The organism is Streptomyces olivaceus (assembly GCF_000721235.1).
In the GTDB taxonomy this organism is placed as follows: domain Bacteria; phylum Actinomycetota; class Actinomycetes; order Streptomycetales; family Streptomycetaceae; genus Streptomyces; species Streptomyces olivaceus.
This window is the reverse complement of sequence record NZ_JOFH01000018.1, coordinates 113,965-137,575: the sequence shown is the minus strand read 5'-3', so window position 1 is coordinate 137,575 and position 23,611 is coordinate 113,965. Positions and strand designations below refer to the sequence as shown.

General features: G+C 72.0%; 25 protein-coding genes, 1 tRNA gene and 1 pseudogene. 14 read left to right on the top strand and 13 right to left on the bottom strand.

Annotated features, from left to right (window positions below; genetic code table 11):
- Nucleotides 1–129: 129 nt before the first annotated feature.
- Nucleotides 130–729 (bottom strand): TetR/AcrR family transcriptional regulator, encoded by a 600-nt coding sequence (locus IG94_RS0121175; RefSeq protein WP_031039145.1) that lies wholly within the window; start codon nucleotides 727–729, stop codon nucleotides 130–132.
- 116 nt (nucleotides 730–845) lie between these two features.
- Here IG94_RS0121175 and IG94_RS0121170 point away from each other — a divergent pair, with 116 nt between their 5' ends.
- Complete coding sequence (locus IG94_RS0121170) at nucleotides 846–1,700, top strand: NAD(P)H-binding protein (protein WP_031039143.1); 855 nt, start codon at nucleotides 846–848, stop codon at nucleotides 1,698–1,700.
- 161 nt (nucleotides 1,701–1,861) lie between these two features.
- On the opposite strand, the gene IG94_RS0121165 is transcribed toward IG94_RS0121170, so the two are convergent.
- Complete coding sequence (locus IG94_RS0121165; RefSeq protein WP_031039141.1) at nucleotides 1,862–2,848, bottom strand: helix-turn-helix transcriptional regulator; 987 nt, start codon at nucleotides 2,846–2,848, stop codon at nucleotides 1,862–1,864.
- A 111-nt stretch (nucleotides 2,849–2,959) separates the two neighbouring features.
- Here IG94_RS0121165 and IG94_RS0121160 point away from each other — a divergent pair, with 111 nt between their 5' ends.
- Complete coding sequence (locus tag IG94_RS0121160) at nucleotides 2,960–3,325, top strand: VOC family protein (RefSeq protein ID WP_031039138.1); 366 nt, start codon at nucleotides 2,960–2,962, stop codon at nucleotides 3,323–3,325.
- Nucleotides 3,326–3,339: 14 nt separating this feature from the next.
- On the opposite strand, the gene IG94_RS0121155 is transcribed toward IG94_RS0121160, so the two are convergent.
- Nucleotides 3,340–3,819, bottom strand: a complete 480-nt coding sequence (locus IG94_RS0121155; protein WP_031039136.1) for a flavodoxin family protein — start codon at nucleotides 3,817–3,819, stop codon at nucleotides 3,340–3,342.
- A gap of 232 nt (nucleotides 3,820–4,051) precedes the next feature.
- A complete protein-coding gene (locus IG94_RS0121150) occupies nucleotides 4,052–4,606 on the bottom strand; it encodes a cysteine hydrolase family protein (protein ID WP_031039134.1) in 555 nt (184 codons plus the stop codon).
- A gap of 144 nt (nucleotides 4,607–4,750) precedes the next feature.
- Between IG94_RS0121150 and IG94_RS0121145 the strand changes: the two genes are divergently transcribed.
- A complete protein-coding gene (locus IG94_RS0121145) occupies nucleotides 4,751–5,314 on the top strand; it encodes a dihydrofolate reductase family protein (protein ID WP_031039132.1) in 564 nt (187 codons plus the stop codon).
- Nucleotides 5,315–5,322: 8 nt separating this feature from the next.
- On the opposite strand, the pseudogene IG94_RS43605 reads toward IG94_RS0121145, so the two are convergent.
- Nucleotides 5,323–5,454, bottom strand: a pseudogene (locus tag IG94_RS43605) (ATP-binding protein); the annotation flags it as partial.
- On the opposite strand from IG94_RS43605, the gene IG94_RS43600 reads away from it, so the two are divergent.
- The 4 genes from IG94_RS43600 (at nucleotide 5,423) to IG94_RS0121125 (ending at nucleotide 7,656) form a co-directional block, all read left to right on the top strand.
- Entirely contained in the window at nucleotides 5,423–5,587 is a 165-nt protein-coding gene (locus IG94_RS43600) for a Scr1 family TA system antitoxin-like transcriptional regulator (RefSeq protein WP_372459465.1), read from the top strand. The pseudogene IG94_RS43605 and the gene IG94_RS43600 overlap by 32 nt on opposite strands.
- A gap of 8 nt (nucleotides 5,588–5,595) precedes the next feature.
- On the top strand, nucleotides 5,596–5,781 hold the full coding sequence (locus IG94_RS0121135; protein WP_031039127.1) for a DUF397 domain-containing protein: 186 nt from the start codon (nucleotides 5,596–5,598) through the stop codon (nucleotides 5,779–5,781).
- A gap of 11 nt (nucleotides 5,782–5,792) precedes the next feature.
- Nucleotides 5,793–6,434: a nucleotidyltransferase domain-containing protein gene (locus IG94_RS0121130; protein ID WP_031039124.1), complete on the top strand. Its 642-nt coding sequence runs from the start codon at nucleotides 5,793–5,795 to the stop codon at nucleotides 6,432–6,434.
- 124 nt (nucleotides 6,435–6,558) lie between these two features.
- On the top strand, nucleotides 6,559–7,656 hold the full coding sequence (locus IG94_RS0121125; protein WP_031039122.1) for an LLM class flavin-dependent oxidoreductase: 1,098 nt from the start codon (nucleotides 6,559–6,561) through the stop codon (nucleotides 7,654–7,656).
- Here the strand turns inward: IG94_RS0121125 and IG94_RS0121120 are convergent.
- On the bottom strand, nucleotides 7,635–9,614 hold the full coding sequence (locus IG94_RS0121120; RefSeq protein WP_031039120.1) for a putative bifunctional diguanylate cyclase/phosphodiesterase: 1,980 nt from the start codon (nucleotides 9,612–9,614) through the stop codon (nucleotides 7,635–7,637). The genes IG94_RS0121125 and IG94_RS0121120 overlap by 22 nt on opposite strands.
- A 331-nt stretch (nucleotides 9,615–9,945) precedes the next feature.
- Here IG94_RS0121120 and IG94_RS0121115 point away from each other — a divergent pair, with 331 nt between their 5' ends.
- Nucleotides 9,946–11,277: a M6 family metalloprotease domain-containing protein gene (locus tag IG94_RS0121115; protein WP_031039118.1), complete on the top strand. Its 1,332-nt coding sequence runs from the start codon at nucleotides 9,946–9,948 to the stop codon at nucleotides 11,275–11,277.
- A 531-nt stretch (nucleotides 11,278–11,808) separates the two neighbouring features.
- Here the strand turns inward: IG94_RS0121115 and IG94_RS0121110 are convergent.
- From IG94_RS0121110 to IG94_RS0121085, 6 genes are all read right to left on the bottom strand, one after another.
- Nucleotides 11,809–11,882, bottom strand: a tRNA-Lys gene (locus IG94_RS0121110).
- Nucleotides 11,873–12,481: a bifunctional DNA primase/polymerase gene (locus IG94_RS39965; protein WP_031039116.1), complete on the bottom strand. Its 609-nt coding sequence runs from the start codon at nucleotides 12,479–12,481 to the stop codon at nucleotides 11,873–11,875. Before IG94_RS39965 ends, IG94_RS0121110 begins: the two co-directional genes overlap by 10 nt.
- A 124-nt stretch (nucleotides 12,482–12,605) precedes the next feature.
- On the bottom strand, nucleotides 12,606–12,953 hold the full coding sequence (locus IG94_RS0121100; RefSeq protein WP_031039113.1) for a hypothetical protein: 348 nt from the start codon (nucleotides 12,951–12,953) through the stop codon (nucleotides 12,606–12,608).
- 179 nt (nucleotides 12,954–13,132) lie between these two features.
- Entirely contained in the window at nucleotides 13,133–14,677 is a 1,545-nt protein-coding gene (locus IG94_RS0121095; protein ID WP_031039109.1) for a pectate lyase family protein, read from the bottom strand.
- 504 nt (nucleotides 14,678–15,181) lie between these two features.
- Complete coding sequence (locus IG94_RS0121090; RefSeq protein ID WP_031039106.1) at nucleotides 15,182–15,913, bottom strand: maleate cis-trans isomerase family protein; 732 nt, start codon at nucleotides 15,911–15,913, stop codon at nucleotides 15,182–15,184.
- Entirely contained in the window at nucleotides 15,910–16,779 is an 870-nt protein-coding gene (locus tag IG94_RS0121085; RefSeq protein ID WP_031039103.1) for a maleate cis-trans isomerase family protein, read from the bottom strand. Before IG94_RS0121085 ends, IG94_RS0121090 begins: the two co-directional genes overlap by 4 nt.
- 210 nt (nucleotides 16,780–16,989) lie before the next feature.
- On the opposite strand from IG94_RS0121085, the gene IG94_RS0121080 reads away from it, so the two are divergent.
- Together IG94_RS0121080 and IG94_RS0121075 are read left to right on the top strand one after the other, a co-directional pair.
- Nucleotides 16,990–17,937 (top strand): D-2-hydroxyacid dehydrogenase, encoded by a 948-nt coding sequence (locus tag IG94_RS0121080; protein WP_031039100.1) that lies wholly within the window; start codon nucleotides 16,990–16,992, stop codon nucleotides 17,935–17,937.
- A 214-nt stretch (nucleotides 17,938–18,151) separates the two neighbouring features.
- Nucleotides 18,152–19,543, top strand: a complete 1,392-nt coding sequence (locus IG94_RS0121075; protein WP_031039097.1) for an amidase — start codon at nucleotides 18,152–18,154, stop codon at nucleotides 19,541–19,543.
- Between the two features lie 160 nt (nucleotides 19,544–19,703).
- Here the strand turns inward: IG94_RS0121075 and IG94_RS0121070 are convergent, their stop codons facing one another.
- Complete coding sequence (locus tag IG94_RS0121070) at nucleotides 19,704–20,198, bottom strand: DUF3830 family protein (RefSeq protein WP_031039093.1); 495 nt, start codon at nucleotides 20,196–20,198, stop codon at nucleotides 19,704–19,706.
- A 117-nt stretch (nucleotides 20,199–20,315) separates the two neighbouring features.
- Between IG94_RS0121070 and ehuB the strand changes: the two genes are divergently transcribed.
- Genes ehuB through ehuA form a run of 4 tightly spaced genes read left to right on the top strand, consistent with a single transcriptional unit; the run spans nucleotide 20,316 to nucleotide 23,365 of the window.
- Entirely contained in the window at nucleotides 20,316–21,245 is a 930-nt protein-coding gene (ehuB, locus tag IG94_RS0121065) for an ectoine/hydroxyectoine ABC transporter substrate-binding protein EhuB (protein ID WP_078892375.1), read from the top strand.
- Nucleotides 21,242–21,943 carry an ectoine/hydroxyectoine ABC transporter permease subunit EhuC gene (gene ehuC / locus IG94_RS0121060; RefSeq protein WP_031039086.1) on the top strand — a complete coding sequence of 234 codons (702 nt, stop codon included), beginning with the start codon at nucleotides 21,242–21,244 and terminating at the stop codon, nucleotides 21,941–21,943. Before ehuB ends, ehuC begins: the two co-directional genes overlap by 4 nt.
- Complete coding sequence (gene ehuD / locus IG94_RS0121055; RefSeq protein ID WP_031039081.1) at nucleotides 21,940–22,590, top strand: ectoine/hydroxyectoine ABC transporter permease subunit EhuD; 651 nt, start codon at nucleotides 21,940–21,942, stop codon at nucleotides 22,588–22,590. Before ehuC ends, ehuD begins: the two co-directional genes overlap by 4 nt.
- Nucleotides 22,580–23,365 carry an ectoine/hydroxyectoine ABC transporter ATP-binding protein EhuA gene (ehuA, locus tag IG94_RS0121050; protein ID WP_031039077.1) on the top strand — a complete coding sequence of 262 codons (786 nt, stop codon included), beginning with the start codon at nucleotides 22,580–22,582 and terminating at the stop codon, nucleotides 23,363–23,365. Before ehuD ends, ehuA begins: the two co-directional genes overlap by 11 nt.
- Nucleotides 23,366–23,611: the final 246 nt, after the last annotated feature.

Sequence of the window (23,611 nt, the reverse complement as noted above, 5' to 3'; positions counted from 1 at the left end):
GGAGGCCAACCACGCGGTACTGGCACATCTCGCGGAGCACCGGGTGGCCTGGCACCCCTGACATAGCACCGCGTCACCTGGCAGCCCTGACCGACCCCCGGCGTCCACCCGGGCAGCCACGGCGGGCCGTCAGGGAGTCTCCTGCGCCCGCATGCCGTCGAGCAGGTAGGCGGTGCGGCGGTCGTACTCCTCCCGCCGCGGGCGGGTCCCGTGTTTGAGGACGAGCGCGCTGTCGTGGAGCAGCGCGTGGAGGTCCTCGGCCGTGAACTCCGGCCGCAGCGCGCCGGAGGCCCGGCCCGCTGCGACGAGTTCCTCGTTGGCCTCGCCCCCGACCCGGCAGATCTCCATGAGGGTCTGCGCGTCGGGGTAGGTCTGCAGCATGGTGTCGACGGTGGCCGGCTGACGGTACTGCAGGTCGCGGATCGCGGTGACGTAGTACGCCAGCCGTTCCCATACGTCGTCGACGGCGCGGGTGCGGTCGATGATGGCGTGGATCTCCGTGGCGACGACCTCGGAGATGACGGCCTCGATGAGTCCGATCCGGCCGCCGAACCGGTTGAAGATCGTGGCCTTGCTCACCCCCGCCGCCCTGGCGACCTCCTCCAGCGGCACGGACAGGCCGCGGCCCTGGAAGGCGCCGATCGCAGCCCTGCGGATCTGCTCGGCATTGCGTTTGGCGTCGGCGCGCAGCCGAGGCTCCGCGGACGCCGCTCCGGCTGTACCGGCCATCATCCAGCTCCCTCTCACGCTGTCGCCCTTTAACTTGACTAGCAGGGTCACTTTACCTACGGTCACAGTCGAGAGCGAAACTGACCCATGTGGTCAACTTACGGAAAGGCCATGCCATGATCGTCGTCACCGGCGCCACCGGCGGGCTCGGCGGTGCCACCGTCGAGCACCTCCTCACCCGCGTGCCCGCCGACCGGATCGCCGTCAGCGTCCGCGACCCCGCGAAGGCGCGCCATCTCGCCGACCGTGGTGTCCGGGTACGGCAGGGCTCCTACGAGGAGCCGGCCGCGCTGCGCGAGTCGTTCGCCGACGCCGAGCAGGTGCTGGTGGTGTCCGGCAACGACCCGGCTGCCGACATGGTCGGCCTGCACCGCAACGCCGTAGAGGCCGCCGTCGGGGCCGGCGCCCGGCGGATCGTGTACACCAGCCAGCAGGGCGCCGTCCCGGGCAACCCGTACCTGCCGTCGGAGTTCCACATCGCCACCGAAGCGATCCTCGCCGCGTCCGGGACCGCCTGGACCGCACTGCGCAACGGCGCCTACGGCCCCCTCGACCAGGTGCTCGGCCACTGGCGGCCGACGGGTGAGATCGTCCAGCCCGAGGACGGCCCCGTACCGTACACCGATCGCGACGACATCGCGGAGGCCACCGCCGCCCTCCTCACCGGTGACCGAGCCATCGACGGCCCCGTCACCCTCGCCGCGCCGGACGCCGTCACCTTCGACGACCTCGCCAAGATCGCCTCCGACCTCACCGGCCGTACCGTCAGGCGGGTCGTCGTGGACGACGAGCAGTGGGTCGCCGACCAGGTCGCGAGCGGCGTCCCGGAGCCGACGGCCCGGCTCCTCCTCTCCTGGCACCAGGCCGGCCGCGCCGGCTACTTCGCGCAGACCGGCCCCCTGCTGGCCGAACTCCTCGGCCGCGAACCCCGCAGCGCCGCCGCCCGGCTCGCGGCCCAGGTCGCCGCCTGAGGCGCCGAGCCGCCGGGCGCGCCCAGGCGCCGCCCCCGGCTCCGAAACGCCGTCGGGGGCGACGGCCCCCGCCGTGCCTCCCGCGACCCGGTAGGAACGCACGCATGGAACAGCCCAACAAGGCCACGGCCTGCTCCGCACTCACTCGATCGCATGACCCGTCACTCGGCGGCTCCGTCGCCACGGGCCGAGTGCGTACGGGCGATCCCGGCCGCCAGCCGCCGGACCAGCCGGCGGGCCGCCTCCGGTCCGACGACCTCGATGTGATCGCCGAACTGCAGCAACTGCCGTACCCCGTCGAGTTGGCCGTACGACACGGTGATTTCGACACGCCCGTCGTCCTCCCGGCCGCCCGCCGTCCTGAGCCGGGCGCCCAGGATCCGCCGGGCGAGGTCGAGACTGCCCGCGTCAAGACGCGCCGTGACCACGACTCGCTCGGCGCCCTCCAGTTCCTCGCCCAGCTCCCGTGCCGTACCGGCGAGGTCGGCGCCGGGCCGCAGCCGCCGGTCTGCGTCGAGCACGGACCAGTGCTGCAGCCGGGCGAGCGCGAACATGCGGGGCCGCCCGTCGCGGTCGGCCACGAGGTACCACCGCCCGCCCCGCTGCACCAGCCCGTACGGATCGACCACGGCCTCCTGCCCGCCCGCGGCACCACTGCGCCGATAGCCGATCCGCAGCCGCCTCCCCGTCCGCAGGTCCCGGACCAGAGCCGCGACGTCGGGCAGGGGCGCGTCGTCCTCGAACCAGGGCCGGTTGTCGATCGCGACCACGTCGGCCAGTGCCAGCCGCGCATCGTCCCGGACGGGCGACGGCCGCCTGCGCGGCGTGAGCTTGCGCAACGCCGACCGGGCGGCGGCCTCGCCGCCGAGCTGCCGGGCGCGGTCGAGGTCGAGCCCGACCGCGCGCAGCAGATCCGCCTCGCCGGTCGTCAGCTTCGACAGGTCGGCCTGGTCACCGGGGAGCAGGCTGATGCCGCCGTACTTACCGCGCTCGGTGAAGACGGGAATGCCCGCGTCGACAAGTGCCCGCACATCGCGCAGCACCGTCCGCGTCGACACTCCCAACTCCCGGGCCAGTTCCTCCCCAGTGGTCCGCCGACGCGCCTGCAGAGCCGCGAGTAGCTCGATCAACCGCTGCGGCCGACTCATACGACAGCTTCCTCACCAGAACCGGACAACCGATGTCAGGTTCTCACGCAAGGCTGGCACTCGAGCCGGAACCAACCGGCCCACCCGTCCCTCGGAAGGACCGATGCCCCCATGTCCGCACCCAACCTCTTCCTCGTCTACGTCACCGACGTCGAGCGCGCCACCGCCTTCTACTCCGACCTGTTCGACATCGAACCGGTCGTGACCACCCCGCGCTACGTCCCCTTCGAAGTCGCCCCCGGCGTGCTCTTCGCTCTCTGGAGCGGCCGGGCGGACCGGCTCGCCCCGGACACACCACGCACCTCGGAGGTCGGTCTGATGGTCCCGGGCCCCTCGGCGGCCGTCGACGAGCGCTACGAGGCGTGGACTGCCAAGGGCGTCACCGTGGTCGAGGAACCGCACGACGAGGTCTTCGGCCGCACCTTCGTCGTCGCGGACCCGGACGGCAACCTGATCCGGGTCTCACCGGTCGACTAGTACTGCTAGTACTGCTAGTACTGCGACGGCGCTTGCGCCCGCAGCCGCCCGGCGTAGGCACGCGCTGCCGACAGGTCGGCTCCGTCCGGGCGGTTCTTGTGGATCCCGCCCACCAGCCGGAACGGCCCCCAGGTGTCGAAGGCCCGGCACGAGAAGCTCCCAGCCACCGAGTACCCCCTGCCGTCCAGGAGCCGCACCAGGGGACGGGTGAAGTGCACCGCCCCGAACTCCGGCAGGCCGCTCGTCGCGAACACGAACGCCCGGCTGCCCCGGCCCTGGCCCGCGGGCAGGGCCTCGGCGAAGCCGGTCAGGCCGCGGTGGAGCCTGCCGTAGAAGACGCCCGAGCCGAATCCCACCAGATCGGCGGCGGCAAGATCCTCCCGGTCGGCCTCCCCGGGGGCCACGACCCGCGCGCCCAGCTCCTCGGCCATGGCATCGGCGACACGGCGCGTATTGCCGTGCGCCACGGAGGCGCACACGATAACGGTCCTCATCCTGACGGTCCCTTCTCCCGGCCGGGCGCGCCCGGCCGGCGCGCCCGGTGACCACTGTGGTCACACAGCGAGGACCGAGCAGCATCGCCCGATGTGACACCCCGCACCGGAGTCAGGCCCGCGTGGCCGGCCCCCTCCCCCCAGCTCCAACCATTACCGCTCCAAGTTCACCCGCCCACAACCACACCGCCGACCAACCTGGCCACCAGCCACCGGGGGGACCGTTGCAGTACTAGGGGGCGAAGTTCACCGCCTCCGTGGTGACCGTCTCCGCGCGGCGCCCGGGCGCACCCTGCCATCGCCAGTAGAGGTTGGTGTGCGCGACGACCTGCGCCGGCGCCGGTGCGCCGAACTGCGTCAGGTCCTCCGTCGTGTGCGCGTCGCCGACGAGCGTCACGTCGTACCCGCGCACGAAGGCACCGTGCAGGGTCGAGCGGACGCACATGTCGGTCTGCGCGCCGGTCACGACCACCCGGCCCACCCCGCGCTCGGCGAGCACGTCTTCCAGCGCGGTGTCCTCGAAGGAGTCGCCGTAGCTCTTGTGCACGAGCGGTTCGTCATCCCGGCGGACCAGCTCGGGCACGTACTGCCAGGCCTCGGTCTCGGGTACGAGTTCGTCGTCCGCGTGCTGCACCCAGACCACGGGCACGTCCGCCGCCCGGGCCTTCCCGACGAGGGTGTCGATGTTCGCGATCACGCCGTCGCGGTCGTGGGCGCCCGCGAGCACGCCGTTCTGTACGTCGATGACGAGCAGTGCGGTACGGGGCCGGTCGGGGAGGGTCGTCATGGCGGGCTCTCTTCCTCTTCGCGGAGTCGCGGAGTGCTGGAACCGATCTCGCCGTCACCGTAGACGGACCCACTGACATCGACGCGGGCGCTGCGCCGGCCGTCCGGCGGCCGTACGGTCGAACCGACACCGGGAGGTCCTGTGATGCGCAAGGTGATCTACTCCATGAACGTCTCCCTCGACGGCTACATCGTCGGGCCGGACGGCACGTTCGACTGGTCGGAGCCGGACGAGGAGGTCTTCCGCCACTTCACCGACGAGCTGCGGCAGACGGACGTCCACCTGATGGGACGGCGGCTGTACGAGACGATGCTGTACTGGGAGACGGCGGACCAGGACCCGTCGCTGGACGAGCCGGGTCGTGAGTGGACCGCGCTGTGGAAGGCGCTCCCGAAGGTGGTGTTCTCCACGACCCTGTCGGCGGTCGAGGGCAACGCCCGTCTCGCCTCGGGCGGCCTGGCAGCGGAGATCGAGCGGTTGCGGGCGGAGCCCGGCGGGGGCGAGATCGCGATCGGCGGCGCGACGCTCGCCGCGGAGGCCGCCGCGTCGGACCTGATCGACGAGTACCGCGCCATGGTCCTCCCGGTACTGGTCGGCGGCGGCGTCCCGTTCTTTCCCCGGCACGAGCGCCGGGTCGACCTGGAACTCGTCGAGACCCGCACCTTCGGCTCGAACGTCGTCCACCTCCGCCACCGCGTACTGCGCTGACCGGCCCCTCAGGCCGTCCGGCTCGCGGGGTCCGGGGCGGCGGCGCCCAGCTCGCACCAGATGTACTTCCCGCGGTTCCCTTCCCTCACCAGCGGCTGCCACCCCCACGTGTCGGCACAGGCCCGGACCAGCGACGCCCCGCACGGCACGGTCTTCCTCGATTCCGCGGCTCAACTGACCCACTTCCGAAGGCCCTTTCGTAGGGTGAGGGACCAGTCGCTCTCTCCGGAGGCGTCTCGCGACCTCATCCACGAGCTGGCCAAGGAGCTGTGAGGGAAACCATGTCCACCCCCATTCAGTGGCGGAAGTCCTCCTACTCCGGCAGCGGCGACGGCAACGCCTGCGTGGAGGCCGCCCTCGACCGCCCCCACATAGCCGTCCGCGACTCCAAGATCCCCAGCCGCGCCGTCCTCACCTTCCCCGCCCCCGCGTTCGCCGCCCTCCTCAGAGCCCTTCAGGCCTTGTGACGGGCCGCTCGATGACCGATTCCCTGCCGCCCGGCGGCGCCGTACCCGGCTCGGCGGAACTGGTTGCCCGGTGGGCCGACGCCTGGTCGCCGGAGCAGGTGGCGGAGCGGCTGGCCGGGGTCGGGGCGCCCTGGTGCGTCGTGGCGGGGTGGGCGCTGGACCTGTTCCGCGGCGGGCGGTCGCGGGCGCACGGTGACCTGGAGATCTCGGTGCCCGCGGCGGCGTTCGCGGAGATCCGGGACCGCTTCCCCGAGTACGCGTGCGACGCGGTGGGCTCGGGGCGGGTCTGGGCGGACGCGGATGCCGAGGCGCTCGGGGCCACGCACCAGACCTGGTTCCGGGATCCGGCGAGCGGACAGTTCCTGTTCGACGTCTTCCGCGAGCCGCACGAGGGCGGGACGTGGATCTTCCGGCGGGACGCGGGCCTGCGGCTGCCGTACGACGCGGTCGTCGAACGGACCGCGGACGGCATCCCCTATCTGGCGCCGGAGCTGGTACTGCTGTTCAAGGCCGAGGGGACCCGGCCCAAGGACCAGGCCGACTTCGACGGGGTCCTGCCGCTGCTGGGCCGCGACCGGCGCGACGCCCTCCGCGGGTGGCTGGAGCGCACGCGGCCCGGGCATCCGTGGTCGGCGCGGCTGGCGCGGCCCTGACGCGGTCGCGCCCGCGTCCCGCACGGGAATAACCGGAGGCCCCCTCCTGTTAGCTCGCGCAGCGACCCGTGTACGTCTATGACCCGTACAGGTCGATCAGTCGATCATCAGGAGGCACCCCACCATGGCCGCAGACGCCGCAGAGGAGATCCGGGGCACCGCCCACGGCACCGCTCCCGTACCCCTCTCCGTGCTGGACCTGGTGACCGTCGGGGCCGGCCGGACCGCCACCGAGGCACTGCGGACCGGCGTGGACATCGCCCGGCTCGCCGAGGCGCGCGGGTTCCACCGGTACTGGGTCGCCGAGCACCACTCCATGCCCGGCGTCGCCTCTTCCTCGCCCGCGGTGATCCTGGCCCACCTGGCGGCCCACACCGAGCGCGTCCGGCTCGGGTCCGGCGGCGTCATGCTGCCGAACCACGCGCCGCTCGTGATCGCGGAGCAGTTCGGGACGCTGGAGGCCCTGGCGCCGGGGCGGGTCGACCTGGGGCTGGGCCGCGCCCCCGGCACCGACGGGGCCACCGCCGCCGCGCTGCGCCGCACCGACCGCCTGAACGAGGGCGCCGACGACTTCCCCCAGCAGCTCGCCGAGCTGATCCGGTTCCTGGACGACGACTTCCCGGACGGGCACCCGTACAGCCGTATCCACGCCGTGCCGGGTCCCGTGCAGGGCACCTCGCCCGGCGGCGTCCAGTCCACGCACCGGCCGCCGGTGTGGCTGCTCGGGTCCTCCGGGTTCAGCGCGCGCCTCGCCGGCACGCTCGGGCTGCCCTTCGCCTTCGCGCACCACTTCTCCGCGCAGAACACGGTGCCGGCGCTGGAGCTGTACCGGGACTCCTTCCGGCCCTCCGCCGTCCTCGACGCGCCGTACGCCCTCATCGGCGTCTCCGCGCTCGCGACCGACGACGAGAAGGAGGCCCGCCGGCAGGTGCTCGCCGCCGCGCTGAACATGGTGCGGCTGCGCACCGGGCGCCCCGGGCTCGTACCGGCGCCCGAGGAGGCCGAGGCGTACGACTTCAGCCCGATGGAGGAGGAGTTCGTCCAGTCCTGGAACGCCAACGTCATCCACGGCACCGCCGACGAGGTGCGGACCGGCCTCGACGACCTGCAGAAGCACACCGGCGCCGACGAGCTGATGATCACCGCCAACGCCCACGGCGGCGACGTGCGCCTGCGCTCCTACGAGCTGATCGCCGACGCCTACGGCTTGCCGACGGCCTGAATCCCGGCCCCGCCCGGACCGGCGGGGCCGAGCAGCGCGGAGATGCGGTCCGGCGCCACCGGCCGGGAGTACAGCCAGCCCTGGCCGGTGTCGCAGCCGATGCGGCGCAACCGGGTCGCCTGGTCGGGGGTCTCCACGCACTCGGCGGTGACGCTCAGCCCGAGGCGGTGGGCGAGCTGCACCATCGCCTCGACGATGACCTCGTCGGCCGGGTTGGCCAGGGACGACGCCCCCTTCACGTCGTCCGCCCCCGGGGTGACCGCGTCGTACTGGAAGCCCCTGACGAACGCGCCGTCGAGTTTCAGGACCGAGACCGGCAGCCGGCTGAGGTAGGCCAGGTTCGAGTAGCCGGTGCCGAAGTCGTCGATGGCGATGTGGACGCCCATGTCGCTGAGCGCCCTGAGGACTTCCAGCGGGCGGCCCGCCGAGCCCATGACCGCCGACTCGGTCAGCTCCAGCTGGAGCAGGTGCGGGGCGAGGCCGGTCTCCTCCAGGGTGCGGGCCACGTCCGCCACCAGGTCGGAGTCCCAGACCTGGCGGACGGCGACGTTGACGCTGACGAAGATCGGCGGCTCGTCCGGGTGGGCCTGCTGCCAGCGGCGGGCCTGCGTGCAGGCCGTGCGCAGGATCCAGCGGCCGAGTGGAACGATCGAGCCGTCCTCCTCCGCCAGTGCGATGAACCGATTCGGCGCCAGTAGGCCGAACTGAGGATGATTCCAGCGGATGAGCGCCTCGACGCCCCGCACCCGGCCGTCCTCCATGCCGACCAGCGGCTGGTACTCCAGCGCGAACTCGCCCCGCTCGATGGCGGGCCGCAGCGTGGCCGCGAGGGCCTGGCGGGTCATGCGGGTGGCGTTGCGCTCGGGGTCGAAGAGCGTCCAGCGGGCGCGGCCGTCGGCCTTGGCCCAGTACAGGGTGGTGTCGGCGGCCTGCATCAGGGCGGTGGGCGTGGTGTCGGCGGTGTGGCGCTCGACGACGCCGACCGAGGCGGTGACCGACAGGCGGCGGTCGAGGAGCTCGAAGGGCGGCTGGAGCGCGGTCAGGACCGCCTGCGCCAGGTCGGCGAGCTGGTCGGTGCCCGTGGAGTCCTCCACGAGGAGGGCGAACTCGTCGCCGCCGAGCCGGGCCACCAGCGGGACGCCGGACCGGGGGCCGGCGGCCTCCTCCGCGCACCGTGTCAGCCGTTCGGCGACGGCGGCGAGGAGCCGGTCGCCGACGCGGTGGCCGTGGGTGTCGTTGACGGCCTTGAAGCCGTCCAGGTCCAGGTAGCACAGGCCGATCCGGCCGGTGCCGCCGTGCTCGTACGACTCCGCCTCCAGGGCGCCCGTCAGGCGTTCGAAGAACAGGGCGCGGTTGGGCAGCCGGGTCACCGGGTCGTGCATCTGCAGGTGGCGCAGCCGGGCCTGGAGCTCGCGCCGGGCGCTGACGTCGGTGACCGAGAGCAGCAGGCCGCCGCCGTCCCCGGAGTCGTCCAGCGGTTCGACCGTCACCTGCGCCCAGAGGGAGTGCCCGTCGGCCCGCTTGAGCCGGCGGGTGCAGCGCAGCCGGGGCTGCCGGCCGCGCAGCACCTCGCGGTAGGCGTGCCAGGTACCGGCGTCGGAGGCGAGGTCCACGAGGTCGGCCGCCGCACAGCCGGCCAGCGTGTCGGGGCCCGCGCCGAGCAGGGTGCCGAGGCTGCCGTTGGCGCTGACGACCAGGCCCTCGGCGTCGACGACGGCCATGGCGAGGGGGGCGGTGGCGAACGCCGAGCGGTAGGCCGCGACGCCCGCACCCGCGGCGCCCGCGCTCCTGTCCGCACCCGTGTGGGCCGCACCGGTACCGGTGCGGGTCGCGCCCGTACCCGGGTACGACGTGCCCGGCGGGTCCGTCGCACGAGGAGGCAGGCTTCCGTCACTCTCTGTGATGGCCGACCGGCCGAGGTCTGCCGCGGGCGCCGGCCCTTCGGAGGTTCCGCTCACCGCTCGCTCCCGCAGTGCCTCGATCTCTGTTCGTGCTCTGTTCGTGCAGGAAAGTGTGCCGATCATAGAGGCTGACACCGGGGCCTTCCAGCCGCCTTTCCGTGTGGGGGACCGACCAACCCCACCGCCAGACCGTTTCCGCCCACACCTGGCCGGGTTCTTCACGCCTCCGACCAGTTGTGACAGCGGGTGAGTGCCTCCGGGCGGTCGGACAAGAGAACTCCCGCGGAATTTCGGGCGACTCACCCATCCGATGCAGGCGAACAGGGCGCAGTACGACAATCATGCACAAGCTGGGTGCGGTGTCCCGCCAACCGCCCCGGAGGTCGATGTGCCGCGCCAGCTTCCCCTGAGGCGACTCCCCCGGGAGGCCCTCGAGGCACTCGGCGCGGGCCGCGGGGCGGAGGGGAGGGCCACCCGGTCCCGGCTGCGCAGCACCGCGGCGGTGTGCACCACGATGTCGGCGCTCGCCGCGACCTCCCTGGTCACCGCCCCCTCGGTCGCCGAGCCGTTCTCCCCCCAGCCGTGCGCGCTGCAGCGCACCGACGCGCACCACTCCGAGGGTCTGGACACCTGGAACGCCACCTATCCGCGGCCCGCCCGCAGCCTGGACGCGGTGATGGTGTTCCTGTCCTTCCCCGACTCCCAGCCGCTGACGGCCCCGGCCGAACTCGCCGCCGACCACTTCCCCGCCACCGGGAGCTTCTTCCGGCGCGCCTCCTACGGCGCGTTCACGCTGCGCCCGCATCCGCTGCGGGACTGGATCCGGATGCCGAGCCCGTCGACGTCGTACGCCATAAGGCGGGACTGGAGTCCCGAGCACCGGGCCGCCTATCTGCGCGACGCGCTCCGCGCGGCCGACCGGCACGTCGACTTCTCGCGGTACGACGTCGTCTACTTCGTCGCGGACCCGGACGCGCCCGGCGTCGACTCCGACGCCACGAAGGTCGTCAACCTGAACACCCCGATGCGGGCCGACGGCACCGACATCCGGCGGGTCGTGACCGTCTTCGAGAACCATCCGCCGGACCGGCTGGTCCTGGCCCACGAGACGGGCCACGTCTTCGACCTGCCCGACCTGTACCACCGGCCCCTCGACGGCGAGGGCGACTGGGACACGCACGTCGGGGACTGGGACCTGATGGGCAGCCAGTTCGGACTCGCCCCCGACCTCTTCGGCTGGCACAAGTGGAAGCTGGGCTGGCTGGAGCCCCGGCAGGTGACGTGCGTACGGGGCAGCGGGCCGACCCGGCTGACGCTGGAGCCGCTGGCGGCGGGGCCGGGCGTGGAGGTGGCCGACGCCGCCGGGGCGCCGGCCTTCGGCCTCGGGCGGGGGACGAAACTGGCCGTGGTGCGCACGGGCGCCGACAGCGTGCTCGCCTTCGAGGTACGGACACCGGTCGGCAACGACGCCTCCGCGTGCCGGGCCGGGGTGCTGGTGTACCGGGTGCACGGCGGGGCGGATTCCGGGGGCGGGCCGATCGAGGTGATCGACGCCCACCCGGACACCGAGGCCTGCTGGGCGGACTCCGTCTACCCGCCGCTCGCCGACGCCCCGGTGGCCCTGGGCGAGAGCTTCACGGTGCCGGGCGACGGCGTACGCGTGACGGTCGAGGGCCGCACGGAGTCGGGCGCGTGGACCGTCCAGATCACCCCCGGCTGATCCGGCCCGTCTCCGGGCCAGTCCTCAGTACCCCGGTACGCCCTCAAGTCCACCGCGCCGAGCCGGCCACTTCTGGACCGACGGCGCCCCACCTCGGGGGCCGCGGGTGGCGAAGCCCCCGCACCGCGCGGCGAAGCCGCGCAAAAACAACGATGGCGAGACCGGTTCGCGCATTCCGCGAACACGCCTCCCCATCGCCATCACGCGCCGCCACGGACTCGGGCACCCGACGCCAGAAAGCGACGGCGCCCGACACCCGGGGGGCCGCGGGTGGCGAAGCCCCCGCACCGCGCGGCGAAGCCGCGCAAAAACAACGATGGCGAGACCGGTTCGCGCTCTCCGCGAACACGCCTCCCCATCGCCATCACGCGCCGCCACGGACCCGGCCACCCGACACCGGAAAGCGACGGCGCCCGCCACCCGGGGGGCCGCGGGTGGCGAAGCCCCCGCACCGCGCGGCGAAGCCGCGCAAAAACAACGATGGCGAGACCGGTTCGCGCTCTCCGCGAACATGCCTCGCCATCGCCATCGTGCGCCGCCAGGGACTCGAACCCCGGACCCGCTGATTAAGAGTCAGCTGCTCTAACCAACTGAGCTAGCGGCGCCTGGTGACGTCGTAGACCTTAGCACCCTGGTCGGCGGGAGGAAAAATCGAAATCCGCACCGCCGCGCGGGCCGCCCGGACCGCCGCCCAGAGCAGGATTTCCGGGCCCGGCAGCCACGGCTGGCGGGTGTCCGGGGCCACCAGCCAGCGCGAACCCGAGCGGACCGGGACGCCCGCCGGCGCCGGTACGGTCACCGCGTCCCCGGCGCCGTGGCACAGCAGCGGCGGCACCTCGCCCGTACGGCCGCTGTTCCGGCCGCGGGCGCTCCACTCCTCCCATTCGAGGAGCGACGGCAGCCGCTGGGCGGTGCCCGGCGCGGTGAAGAGCAGCATCCGGCCGCGGAACTCCGCCACCGGCCCCGACCCGGGCCCCTCCATCCACATCCGGTCCAGCATCCGGCGCCCGAAGATCGCGGGTGCGCTCACGACGTCGAAGGCGGAACCGCAGGGCAGCACGACCGGGGCCTCGGGACGCTCCTCCCAGAACGCGAGCGTGCTGCGCGGATACGCCCCCGCCGAGGCCAGCCAGGCGGCGCCGTCCGAGGTGACGTCCGAGGCGTGGGGCGTGACGTGCGGCGTGGCGTTGCGTGGACTGCTCATGTTGCATAGATCTACCCGGCGTGAGGGAACCACTCCGCTGGGTTGCGGGAAACCGGGACAGGAGGGCCGGGACAGGAGTATCTTGCCCACCCTTCTGGCATATGCGCCCGGTCTGATCGACCCCTCAGTCGGCCGGTTCGCCGCGCAGCAGGTCCCGGCCGAACTCCACCATCTTCTTGGCGTAGTCCTCGGTCCACTCGGCCCGTTCGGCGATGTCCGCCGCCGTGAGCCGGTCGAAGCGCCGCGGGTCGGCCAGCTGAGCCGCCGCGATCGCCTGGAACTCCATCGCCCGGTCCGCCGCCGCGCGGAAGGCGTGCGTCAGCTCGGTGGACCGTTCCAGCAGCGCCCGGGGGTCGTCGATCGACTCGAGGTCGAAGAAGTGCTCGGGGTCGGCGGCCGCCTCCGCCGGCTCGAAGAGCAGGGGCGCGGGGCATAGCCGCGGTTCGTTCCGACGCGGCGTGGGCTCCGCCATGTCTTCTCCTCCTCGTACGTACGACGGCCCTCCCCCGCCTGCACGGGGGCACTCCGTCGGAGTGGGCCACCGTCCATTGTCCCGCGCCCGCGCAAGAGGGCAGGGTGTGCCGGGCGTCGGACGACCCCGGCACACCCCGCCCCCGTCCCTCACGGTCGGGGACGGGACCAAGCGGCCAGCTAGCCGGCGTACGTCTCGAACTCGGCGATCCTCGGGGTGCCCGAGGCGCCGGTGATCTCGAAAGTGATCTTCTTCAGCGAGACCGCCTGGAAGCCGATCACCCCGACGCCGCTGCCGGAGGCCAGGACGGCACCGGAGTCGTGGTTGAGGACGAGGTAGGAGCCGATGGTGCCCGCGGAGCCCGCCGCCTCCCTGATGTTGATCTTCGAGACCGTGGTGGCGGAGGACCATTTCACGGAGACGGAGCCGGTCGTCCCGGCCGGCGACCAGTAGGTGCCCAGGTCGCCGTCGCGCACGTCGCCGTAGCTGGTGCCGCCGGCCTTGGAGGAGCCGTCGGAGCCGGCGCCGATGGAGAGGTTGGTCCCGGTCGGCGGGTCGGTCGGGTCCGGGTCCGTCGGGTCCGTCGGGTCGGTGGGGTCGGTCGGGTCCGGGTTCTGCGGGGTGCAGCTGCCGTCCGAGACCTTCAGCCCCTTGTTGGCGCCCGCGGTGGCGCTCACGACGTCCGGCACGCAGGAGGCGTCGTCCAGGGGGTAGGAGTACGGGATGGAGACCGAGGTGTTGGACTGCGGGTCCGGACCGGCCGGGTTGTTGTCCTCGCCGGGCTGCGACCAGGTCACGTTGTCGTAGATGTTGCCGCTGACCTGCCAGGACCCGGCCGCGTCGGTGTAGAAGGTGCCGAGGACGTCCTTGGAGTCCTCGAAGTAGTTGCTGTCGACCTTGGCCTTGGCGCCGGCCCGGGAGTTGATCCCGGACTTGCTGAGGCCCTTGTAGTGGTTGTTGTACATGTGGGCCGTGCCGCCGCGCAGCAGGGGTGCGCGGGAGTCGATGTTCTCGTACAGGTTGTGGTGGAAGGTGACGTAGCCGTTCGACACGTCGCTCTCGCTGGACCCGATCAGCCCGCCGCGGCCCGAGTTGCGCAGGGTGCTGTAGGACAGGGTGACGTACTGGGTGTTGGCCTTCATGTCGAAGAGGCCGTCGTAGCCCTCCGACTCGCCGCCCGAGGCCTCCAGGGTGGTGTGGTCGACCCAGACGTTGCGGACGTCGCTCTCCATGCCGATCGCGTCGCCGCCGTTGGAGGTGGGCGAGCCGGACTTCTTGACGTTCCGGACCGTCACGTTCTGGATGACGATGTTGCTGGCTTCCCGGATGTGGATGCCCAGCTGGTCGAAGACGGCGCCGTTGCCCACGCCGACGAGCGTGACGTTGCTGATCTGCTTGAGTTCGATCTTGTCGGCGGCGGTGTTGCAGCTGTCGCCGGACACCTTGCTGGTGTTGCCGTGGTTGATGGTGCCCTCGACCTCGATGGTGATCGGGGTGCTGCTGCTGGCGCGGCCGCACAGGGCCTGGTGGATCGCGGTACCGGTGGTGGCCCGGACCGTCTGCCCGCCCGCGCCGCCGGTCGTACCGCCGTTCTGGGTCGCGTAGCCGGTGGCGCCGCCGGCCGCTGCCGCCGCCTCGGGCATCGACAGCACCACGCCGGTCGCGGCCGCGAGGGCCAGCGTGCCGAGCGCCGCTTGGAGTCGCAGGGCGACTGGTCGTCTCATCCTCGGTGTCCCCTTCGCCTTCACATGCCGGAACAGGAACCATGTCGTGATCATGACAATACAGATCGGCAGGACATGACGGGAAAGCGCTTTCTCGCCGTGAGAATAGGGTTCACACTGGGAGCTGACAAGGGTTCAGGAGAACGTTGATACGTTCACGACAGTGGACACTCTCCACGAACATGAACAGTGGACGCGCGCGCCCGGCCGCTTGCCACCGGCGCGCCGGGCGGCCGATGCACACCTCCCGCGCTACCGGTGCACACCTCCCGCACGACCGATGTGCACCTCCGGCGCGACTGCGGTACGATCATCTTGCCTGATCACGGGGGCCCAACCCCCCGCGTCGGACAGTGCGTTGGTGGTCCAAGGAAAGACGCCTCACTTCCCGTGAGGAAATGCAGGTGCAAGGCCTGCCCAGCGCTCGACGAGAACCCCGGCCCCGCGAAGAGCGGGACCGGGGTTCTTCCGTTGCACAGGGCATCCGCGCCGGAGAAGGCAGGGTCAGGCCTGCACCACCGGCTCCCGGGTGAAGAGCGCGCCCAGCTCCGGTGCGTTGACCCGGCGGTCGGCCAGGCGCAGGCCCTCCCAGATGGTGACCTGGTTGGCGGTGAGGACCGGCTTGCCCAGCTCCTTCTCCAGGGCCGGGATGTGGGCCACCGTGTGCAGCGCCGTGTCCGGCAGGAGCACCGCCTGCGCGTCCGGGCGGTCGGCGGCGCGAGCCAGCGCCAGTACCTCCGCCTCGGTCCAGGTGCCGACCTCCGCGGCCGTGATGATGCCCGAGCTGACGACGTCGGTGACCTCGATGCCGGCGGCGCCGAGGAAGTCCGCGAAGAGCCGGGCCACGTCGTCCGGGTAGGTCGCCCCGACGGAGACCCGGCGCACCCCGATCTCCTTCGCCGCGTTGACGAAGGCGAAGGAGGTGGACGAGGCCGGCAGTCCCGCCGCCTGGGCCAGGGCGCGCACCTGTTCGTGGGCGCCGTCCCAGCCGTGCACGAAGCTGCCGCTGGTGCAGGCCCACACCACCGCGTCCGCACCGGCGAGCCGCAGCTCGGACACGCCGGCCGCGAGCCGCTGCGGCGAGCCCATCTCGAGCAGCGCGTCCACCCGGTGGGCGTCCTCGCCGATGTCCGTGTGCACCAGGTCCACCCGGATGTCGCTGCCCAGCAGCTGCTCGATGCGTGGATAGTCGTCCTCGCCGGAGTGACCCGGGTACAGGAATCCCAGCGCTGTCATGTCCACCCTTCCTGCTGCTGTTCCGTGTCGGGGCCGTCACCGACGCCCGGCATGTCCGCCACCGCGGGACCGAGCGGCCCCGCCACCGCCGGACCCACCGGGCCCGGCACCGTGGGGCCGATGCGCGCGGACGGATCGGTCAGCGCCTGGTACGGCCCCACCGCAGGGGTACCCAGTCGGCGCAGTGCCGCCCACATCGTCACTTGGTTGGCCGAGATCACCGGGATCCGCAGCTCGGCCTCCAGCTGCGGGATGACGTCGTAGGTGGGGAGGTTGGTGCAGGAGATGAACAGGGCGTCCGCCGCGCCCTCGACCGGCACCGCCCGGCGGGCCATGTCGGCGACGTCGCGGTACGGCACCTTCCAGATGTGCCGGGTCAGCCCCATGTAGGCGCAACCGGAGATCGTCACGCCGGCCTCGGCGACGTACGCCTCCAGCGCACGGGTCACGGAGACGGTGTACGGCGTCACCAGTGCGACCCGGCGTACGCCCAGCTCGGCCAGCGCGTCGAGGAGCGCGCCGGAGGTGGTCACGGACGGGACCGCGCCCGCCCAGGTCATGGCCTCGCACATGGCCCGCTCACCGGCGATGCCGCCCACGAAGCTGCCCGAGGTGCAGGCGTAGGCGACGACCTCGGGGGCGATGGCGTTGAGCGTGCGCACCGCCTCGCCGAGCGTTTCGTGCTCACTGACCATTCGGGCCAGGTCCAGACTGACCTCGACGGGGACGAAGGGCGTCCGCGTCATGTGCAGCGAGACCTCGTCGGGCACCCATCGCCACAGCTCGCGATCGAGTGCGAAGTCGAACGGGGCGACCACGCCGACCCCGCGTTGCGGAGCGGGTCCGCCGAGAAAGGAGATGTCCATGGCACGCACCGGCCTCACACTGAGGAACGAGAAGGCAACGCACCGTTACACACGGCCGTGTTGACGAAGGTAGGTTCTGGTGCGAGCGTGGTCAATCCGCCCGCGTCACCTCCAGGTCAACAGCCGGTTAACTTCCGCGTCAACTCCTGAAACGCCCCCTTTTTCCGCAGTTGCTCCCCCCGTTCCTCCCGCACGGAGACAGGCCTGCCGATGACCACGCCCACGCTCCTCGTCCTGGACGCCGAACCCCTCCCCCGGCTGGGCCGGCTCACCGGCCGGGCCCGCGTCGAGCACGCCGACGGGACGACGCTGGCCGACCGGCTGCCTGAGGCCGACGTGCTGCTCGTGTGGGACTTCGCCTCGCACGCGGTCCGCGAGGCGTGGCCCGGAAAGGGCCCCCGGCCGCGCTGGGTGCACACGGCGAGCGCCGGGGTGGACCACCTGATGTGCCCGGAGCTGGCCGACTCGGACACGGTGGTGACCAACGCGCGCGGTGTCTTCGACCGGCCGATCGCCGAGTACGTCGCCGCCCTCGTCCTGGCGATGGCCAAGGACCTGCCCCGGACGCTGCGCCTGCAGGGCGAGCGGACCTGGCGGCACCGCGAGTCGATGCGGGTGGCCGGGACCCGTGCCTGCGTGGTCGGCTCGGGGCCGATCGGGCGGGCGGTCGCGCAGACCCTGACGGCGCTCGGCATCACCACGGCGCTCGTCGGCCGCACCGCGCGCCCCGGCGTGCACGGACCGGAGGAGCTGGACCAGCTGCTCGCCGGGGCCGACTGGGTGGTCGCCGCGGCACCGCTCACCGACGACACCCGGGGCATGTTCGACGCCCGGCGGTTCGGTCTGATGCAGCCCTCCGCGCGGTTCGTGAACGTGGGGCGAGGGCAGCTGGTCGTCGAGGACGACCTCGTCGACGCGCTGACCGGGCACCGGATCGCGGGCGCCGCGCTGGACGTGCTGAACAGCGAACCGCTCGCGCCGGACAGTGACCTGTGGCGGGTGCCGGAGCTGATCGTCTCGCCGCACATGAGCGGGGACACCATCGGCTGGCGGGACGAACTGGGCGCGCAGTTCGTGGAGTTGTTCGAGAGCTGGGCGGCCGGCGGACCACTGGAGAACGTGGTCGACAAGAAGCGCGGCTACGTACCGGGCCACTGACCGGCCGCACGCCCGGCACCGACACCGACCCGGGCCGGGCGCACGGCACCGATACCGACCGGCCCGGGCCGCGCGCCCGGCGCCGACACCGACTCGGGCCGCACGGCCCCGACGCGCGCCCCACGGCCCCGGCACCGACGCGGGACCGTGCTCCGGCACCGGCGGGCCCGCGCACCCGGACACCGACGGACCAGAGATCGCGGGAGGGTGCTGCATGACCGACCTCACTGAGCTGACCGCTGTACAGCTCGTCGACGGCTACCGCAAGGGCGCATTCAGCCCAGTCGAAGCAACCCGGGCGGCACTGGCGCGCGCCGAGCGGATCCAGCCGGAGGTGAACGCCTTCGTCCGGCTGACCGGCGAGGAGGCGCTCGACCAGGCCGCGCGGGCCGAGGAGCGGTGGCGTCGCGGGGAGCCGGGCGGACTGCTGGACGGCGTACCGGTCACGGTCAAGGACATCCTGCTGACGCGCGGCCATCCCACCCTGCGCGGCTCCCGGGCCGTCTCGCCGGACGGCCCCTGGGAGGAGGACGCGCCGTCCGTCGCCCGGCTGCGCGAGCACGGCGCGGTCTTCGTCGGCAAGACGACGACGCCGGAGTACGGCTGGAAGGGCGTGACGGACTCGCCGCTCTCCGGCGTCACCCGCAACCCGCACGACCCGTCCCGTACCGCGGGCGGTTCCAGCGGGGGCGCGGCGGCGGCCGTGGCGCTCGGCGCGGGGCCGCTGGCGCTGGGCACGGACGGCGGGGGCAGCGTGCGCATCCCGGCGTCCTTCTGCGGAATCTTCGGCCTGAAACCGACGTACGGCCGGGTGCCGCTGTACCCCGCGAGCGCCTTCGGCACACTCGCGCACGTCGGCCCGATGACCCGGGACGCGGCGGACGCGGCGCTGATGCTGGACGTGATCGGTGCCCCGGACGCCCGCGACTGGTCGGCGCTCGGCCCGGCGCCCGGGTCCTACACCGAGGCCCTGTCGGGCGGGGTGCGCGGGCTGCGGGTGGCGTACTCGCCCACACTCGGCGGGCAGGTGGCGGTGCGCCCCGCGGTGGCCGGGGCGGTACGGCGGGCGGTGGAGCGGCTGGCGGAACTGGGCGCGTACGTGACGGAGACCGACCCCGACTTCACGGACCCGGTGGAGGCGTTCCACGCGCTGTGGTTCAGCGGGGCGGCGCGGGTGGTGCAGCACCTGCGGGCGGCGCAGCGGGAGCTGCTCGACCCCGGGCTGCGGGAGATCGTGGGGGCCGGGGCCCGGTACTCGGCGCTGCAGTACCTGGCCGCGGTGGACGCCCGGATGGAGCTGGGGCGGCGGATGGGGGTCTTCCACCAGGAGTACGACCTGCTGGTGACGCCGACGCTGCCGATCACGGCGTTCGAGGCGGGGGTGGAGGTGCCGAAGGGGGCGGGGTACCGGAGGTGGACGGGGTGGACGCCGTTCACGTATCCGTTCAATCTCACGCAGCAGCCGGCGGGGACGGTGCCTGTCGGGAGCGACGGGGACGGGTTGCCCGTCGGGCTCCAGATCGTCGCGGCCCGGCATCGGGATGATCTGGTGTTGCGGGCCGCGCATGCGTTGTACGGGGCAGGGGTGGCGTCGGCCGGGGCGTGACCGGCGCGGGTGAGGTGGGGGCGGTGTGCGTCCGCCGAGTAGTGCGCCGGGGTGGGGGCGGGGCGGGGGTGGGTCGCGCGGCCCGGCGCTTGCGGGGTGCCGCTGCGCCCACCCGTGCCGCCCCAGCGGCACGACTGCCCGCAGCGGCGGCCGGGCGGGGTTACGCCCTTCGGAAGCTGAGGGTTTCTCCCTCCGCACCCGTGCGCCACAGGTCGTTGCAGGCCTCGGCCATGACGGTGAGGCCCTCCGTGATCTGGCCCCAGACCGTGCCCGGGACCCAGCCGACGTCGGCGTTGAGGAGCAGGTTGTTGCGCTCGTAGAAGAGGGCGAGGTCGACGAGGGTGGTGCCGGGGCGGACCTCGCGGTCGTAGCCGTACGCCTTGGTGCCCAACTCGGCACCGGCGAAGGCGAAATAGCACAGGTCGCCCGGAATAGGCGTTACCGTCGGATTCTCCAGCGGTGGTTCGGATGCCGCGAAGGGCGGGAAGAGGGCGTAGATCTCGTTGCGCGCGTATTTGGCGTGATACACGTCGCCGCCGAGGGGGAGCGCGTCCCAGACGGCCGCGCAGGTGATCGGGGCCCGGTCGTCGAGCAGTTGGGCCGTGCAGGTGATTCCGCGCTTGACCAGCGAGACTTCGATGTAGCGATCAGCCATACCCTCCATGGCAGTGGTTCGGCGGCCCCCCGGTCAAGAGCGCCGTGCCGTGTCGGCCCAGGTCTCGGACTGAAAAAGATCGGCATAACCCGTGCCCCATCGGGTAGCTGCGCGCCCATGGCTCCACCACACAGAACCCCTACATTGGGGATATCCGACCATAGGCCCCACACAGCCGGGCCCACTCGCCGGTCGCTGCTCGCGGGGGTCGCGGCGCTCGGTGCACTGGGCGCGGCGGGCTGCTCGCGGGTGGCCACCGCCTCCGACGTGAAGGGGGGTGACCTGCTCGACCGGATCCGGGCCCAGGGTGTGGCCCGGCTCGGCATCGCGGGCGAGGTCCCCTTCGGGTACATCGACAAGAACGGCGAGCTGACCGGCGAGGCACCGGAGCTGGCGAAGGTCATCTTCAAGCGGCTCGGAGTGGACCGGGTGCAGCCGGTGCCGACGGAGTTCGGCTCCCTCGTGCCGGGGCTGGCGTCGCAGCAGTTCGACGTCGTGGCGGCCGGGATGTACATCAACGCCGACCGCTGCCAGCAGGTCATCTTCTCCGACCCGGACTACCAGATGCTCGACGCGTACATCGTGCGCAAGGGCAACCCGCTCGGGCTGCACAACTACCGGGACGTCGTCGAGAAGAAGGCCAAGTTCGCGACCGGCACCGGCTACGCCGAGATCGCCTACGCGGTGGAGCACGGGTACAAGGAGGACGAGATCCTGATCGTCCCCGACCAGGTGGCCGGCCTCAACGCCGTCGAGGCCGGGCGCGTGGACGTCTTCGCGGGCACGGCACTGACCGTCCGCGAAGTGGTGAAGAAGTCCAGCAAGGCCGAGGCGACCGAGCCCTTCGCACCGCTCGTCGGCGGCAAGCCCCATGTCGACGGCGGCGCCTTCGCCTTCCGCCCGGACGAGACCAACCTGCGGGACGCGTTCAACGTCGAGCTGCAGAAGCTCAAGAAGAGCGGCGAGCTGCTGCGCATCCTCAGGCCCTTCGGTTTCTCCGAGGAAGAGATGACGGATCTGACCGCGAAGGAGCTCTGCGGCGGATGACCTCGGGACTGTGGGAACTCGTACTCCAGGGCATCTGGGTCACGATCCAGCTGCTCTTCTTCAGCTCGCTCCTCGCGGCCGGCGTCTCCTTCGTGGTCGGCGTGGCACGCACCCACCGGCTGTGGATCGTCCGCTTCCTCGCGGGCCTCTACACCGAGGTGTTCCGCGGCACCTCCGCGCTGGTGATGATCTTCTGGGTCTTCTTCGTGCTGCCGCCGGCCTTCGGCTGGCAGCTGGTGCCGATGTGGGCGGGCACGCTGGCGCTGGGTCTGACCTACGGGGCGTACGGCTCCGAGATCGTGCGCGGCGCGCTCGCCGCGGTGGACCCGGCGCAGAAGGAGGGCGGCATCGCCCTCAGCTTCACGCCCTGGCAGCGGATGAAGCTGATCATGCTGCCGCAGGCCGTGCCGGAGATGATCCCGCCCTTCTCCAACCTGCTGATCGAGCTGCTCAAGGGCACCGCCCTGGTCTCGATCATGGGCATGGGCGACCTCGCGTTCAGCGGCAACCTGGTGCGCCTGGCGTTGCAGGAGAGCGCGGAGATCTACACGTACATCCTGCTGATCTACTTCGTGATCGCGTTCCTGCTCACGCGGGTGATGCGCGGCCTGGAGAAGAAGCTGAAGGCGGGCGTCGGCAAGGCCCCGCGGAAGAAGACGGCGGCCGTGCGCGTGCCTGAGGGAAGTGGTGTGTCGTGAACTGGGACTGGAGCGCGGTCTCCGACTTCATGCCGCACTTCTGGGACGGTCTGCTGGTCACCCTGCAGATCCTGGTCCTCGGCTCGCTGGTCTCCTTCGGCCTCGGCCTGGTGTGGGCGCTGCTGATGCGGGTGCCGAGCCGCTGGGTGACCTGGCCGGTCGGCGTGGTCACCGAGTTCATCCGGAACACGCCGCTGCTGGTGCAGCTGTTCTTCCTCTTCTACGTGCTGCCCGAGTGGAACATCACGTTCTCGGCGCTCACCACCGGTGTGGTCGCCATCGGCCTGCACTACTCGACGTACACGATGCAGGTCTACCGGGCCGGCATCGAGGGGGTGCCGGTCGGCCAGTGGGAGGCCGCGACGGCGCTGAACCTGCCGCTCGGGCGGACGTGGACGGCGGTCATCCTGCCGCAGGCGATCCGCAGGGTGGTGCCCGCCCTCGGCAACTACGTGATCTCCATGCTGAAGGACACGCCGCTGCTGATGGCGATCACGGTGCTGGAGATGCTCGGCGAGGCACGCCTGTTCTCGCAGCAGAACTTCCAGTTCACCGAGCCCCTGACGGTGATCGGTGTGGCCTTCATCATCATTTCCTACCTGGCCTCCCTTGCCCTGCGAGCCCTGGAGCGACGCCTTGTCCACTGAAACCCTTCCCAACCCCGAGAAGAGCCCGGAGCAGGGTGGCGGCGAGCTGATCCGGCTGGAGCAGGTCACCAAGCGGTTCGGGTCCAACACCGTGCTCGACAACCTCGACTTCGCCGTGGACGCCGGCAAGCACGTCACCCTGATCGGGCCGTCCGGCTCGGGCAAGACGACGATCCTGCGGCTGCTGATGACGCTGCTCAAGCCCGACGAGGGCACGATCACCGTGGACGGGCAGAAGCTCTTCCCGGCGACCGAGAAGGAGCGGCGGGAGGCGCGCAAGCAGATCGGGATGGTGTTCCAGCAGTTCAACCTGTTCCCGAACATGACGGTGCTGCGCAACATCACCGAGGCGCCGGTCACCGTGCTCGGCCTGTCCAAGGACGAGGCGGTGGAGCGCGCCAAGGGGCTGCTCGACATGGTCGGCCTCGCCGACAAGTGCGACGCGCATCCGGCCCAGCTCTCCGGCGGCCAGCAGCAGCGGGTGGCGATCGCCCGGGCGCTGGCGATGCGGCCCAAGGTGCTGCTCCTCGACGAGGTGACCTCGGCGCTCGACCCGGAGCTGGTCGCGGGCGTTCTGGACCTGCTGCGGGACATCGCGCGCACCACGGACATCACCATGCTCTGCGTGACCCACGAGATGAACTTCGCCCGGGACATCTCGGACCAGGTCCTGATGTTCGACTCGGGCCGGGTCATCGAGGCCGGTCCGCCGGAGAAGATCTTCAGCGAGCCGGAGCACGACCGGACGCGGGAGTTCCTCAGCGCGGTCCTGTAGTCCGATCCTGAGTCCGATCCTGTAGCGCGGGTCTCCGGACACCCGGTGTCACTGCCCCGATGCTCCGAGGTCGGAGCGTTGGGGCAGACCGCTGTCATATGCCAGAGGGTCAGCGGTGCAGCTGGCAGCCCCGGAACACCGAACCGGAATCCCGTCAACACCCCCTCGCGGAAGGCCGCTTGGCGGCTATCGTGAAAGGGATCCGACACGCAGATCCGCTGTCCGGAGCGGGGGCACAGGCAGGGA

Excerpts from the sequence above, each read along its gene's own strand:
- IG94_RS0121130 (WP_031039124.1), top strand. The coding sequence starts at position 5,793 with ATGACCGATTCCCTGCCGCCCGGCGGCGCCGTACCCGGCTCGGCGGAA.
- IG94_RS0121080 (WP_031039100.1), top strand. The coding sequence starts at position 16,990 with ATGACCACGCCCACGCTCCTCGTCCTGGACGCCGAACCCCTCCCCCGG.
- ehuB (WP_078892375.1), top strand. The coding sequence starts at position 20,316 with ATGGCTCCACCACACAGAACCCCTACATTGGGGATATCCGACCATAGG.
- IG94_RS0121070 (WP_031039093.1), bottom strand. The coding sequence starts at position 20,198 with ATGGCTGATCGCTACATCGAAGTCTCGCTGGTCAAGCGCGGAATCACC.
- IG94_RS0121090 (WP_031039106.1), bottom strand. The coding sequence starts at position 15,913 with ATGACAGCGCTGGGATTCCTGTACCCGGGTCACTCCGGCGAGGACGAC.
- ehuC (WP_031039086.1), top strand. The coding sequence starts at position 21,242 with ATGACCTCGGGACTGTGGGAACTCGTACTCCAGGGCATCTGGGTCACG.
- IG94_RS0121155 (WP_031039136.1), bottom strand. The coding sequence starts at position 3,819 with ATGAGGACCGTTATCGTGTGCGCCTCCGTGGCGCACGGCAATACGCGC.
- IG94_RS0121135 (WP_031039127.1), top strand. The coding sequence starts at position 5,596 with ATGTCCACCCCCATTCAGTGGCGGAAGTCCTCCTACTCCGGCAGCGGC.
- IG94_RS39965 (WP_031039116.1), bottom strand. The coding sequence starts at position 12,481 with ATGAGCAGTCCACGCAACGCCACGCCGCACGTCACGCCCCACGCCTCG.
- IG94_RS0121165 (WP_031039141.1), bottom strand. The coding sequence starts at position 2,848 with ATGAGTCGGCCGCAGCGGTTGATCGAGCTACTCGCGGCTCTGCAGGCG.
- IG94_RS0121100 (WP_031039113.1), bottom strand. The coding sequence starts at position 12,953 with ATGGCGGAGCCCACGCCGCGTCGGAACGAACCGCGGCTATGCCCCGCG.
- IG94_RS0121145 (WP_031039132.1), top strand. The coding sequence starts at position 4,751 with ATGCGCAAGGTGATCTACTCCATGAACGTCTCCCTCGACGGCTACATC.
- IG94_RS0121075 (WP_031039097.1), top strand. The coding sequence starts at position 18,152 with ATGACCGACCTCACTGAGCTGACCGCTGTACAGCTCGTCGACGGCTAC.
- IG94_RS0121125 (WP_031039122.1), top strand. The coding sequence starts at position 6,559 with ATGGCCGCAGACGCCGCAGAGGAGATCCGGGGCACCGCCCACGGCACC.
- IG94_RS0121095 (WP_031039109.1), bottom strand. The coding sequence starts at position 14,677 with ATGAGACGACCAGTCGCCCTGCGACTCCAAGCGGCGCTCGGCACGCTG.
- IG94_RS0121085 (WP_031039103.1), bottom strand. The coding sequence starts at position 16,779 with ATGGACATCTCCTTTCTCGGCGGACCCGCTCCGCAACGCGGGGTCGGC.
- IG94_RS0121160 (WP_031039138.1), top strand. The coding sequence starts at position 2,960 with ATGTCCGCACCCAACCTCTTCCTCGTCTACGTCACCGACGTCGAGCGC.
- IG94_RS0121170 (WP_031039143.1), top strand. The coding sequence starts at position 846 with ATGATCGTCGTCACCGGCGCCACCGGCGGGCTCGGCGGTGCCACCGTC.
- IG94_RS0121150 (WP_031039134.1), bottom strand. The coding sequence starts at position 4,606 with ATGACGACCCTCCCCGACCGGCCCCGTACCGCACTGCTCGTCATCGAC.
- IG94_RS0121175 (WP_031039145.1), bottom strand. The coding sequence starts at position 729 with ATGGCCGGTACAGCCGGAGCGGCGTCCGCGGAGCCTCGGCTGCGCGCC.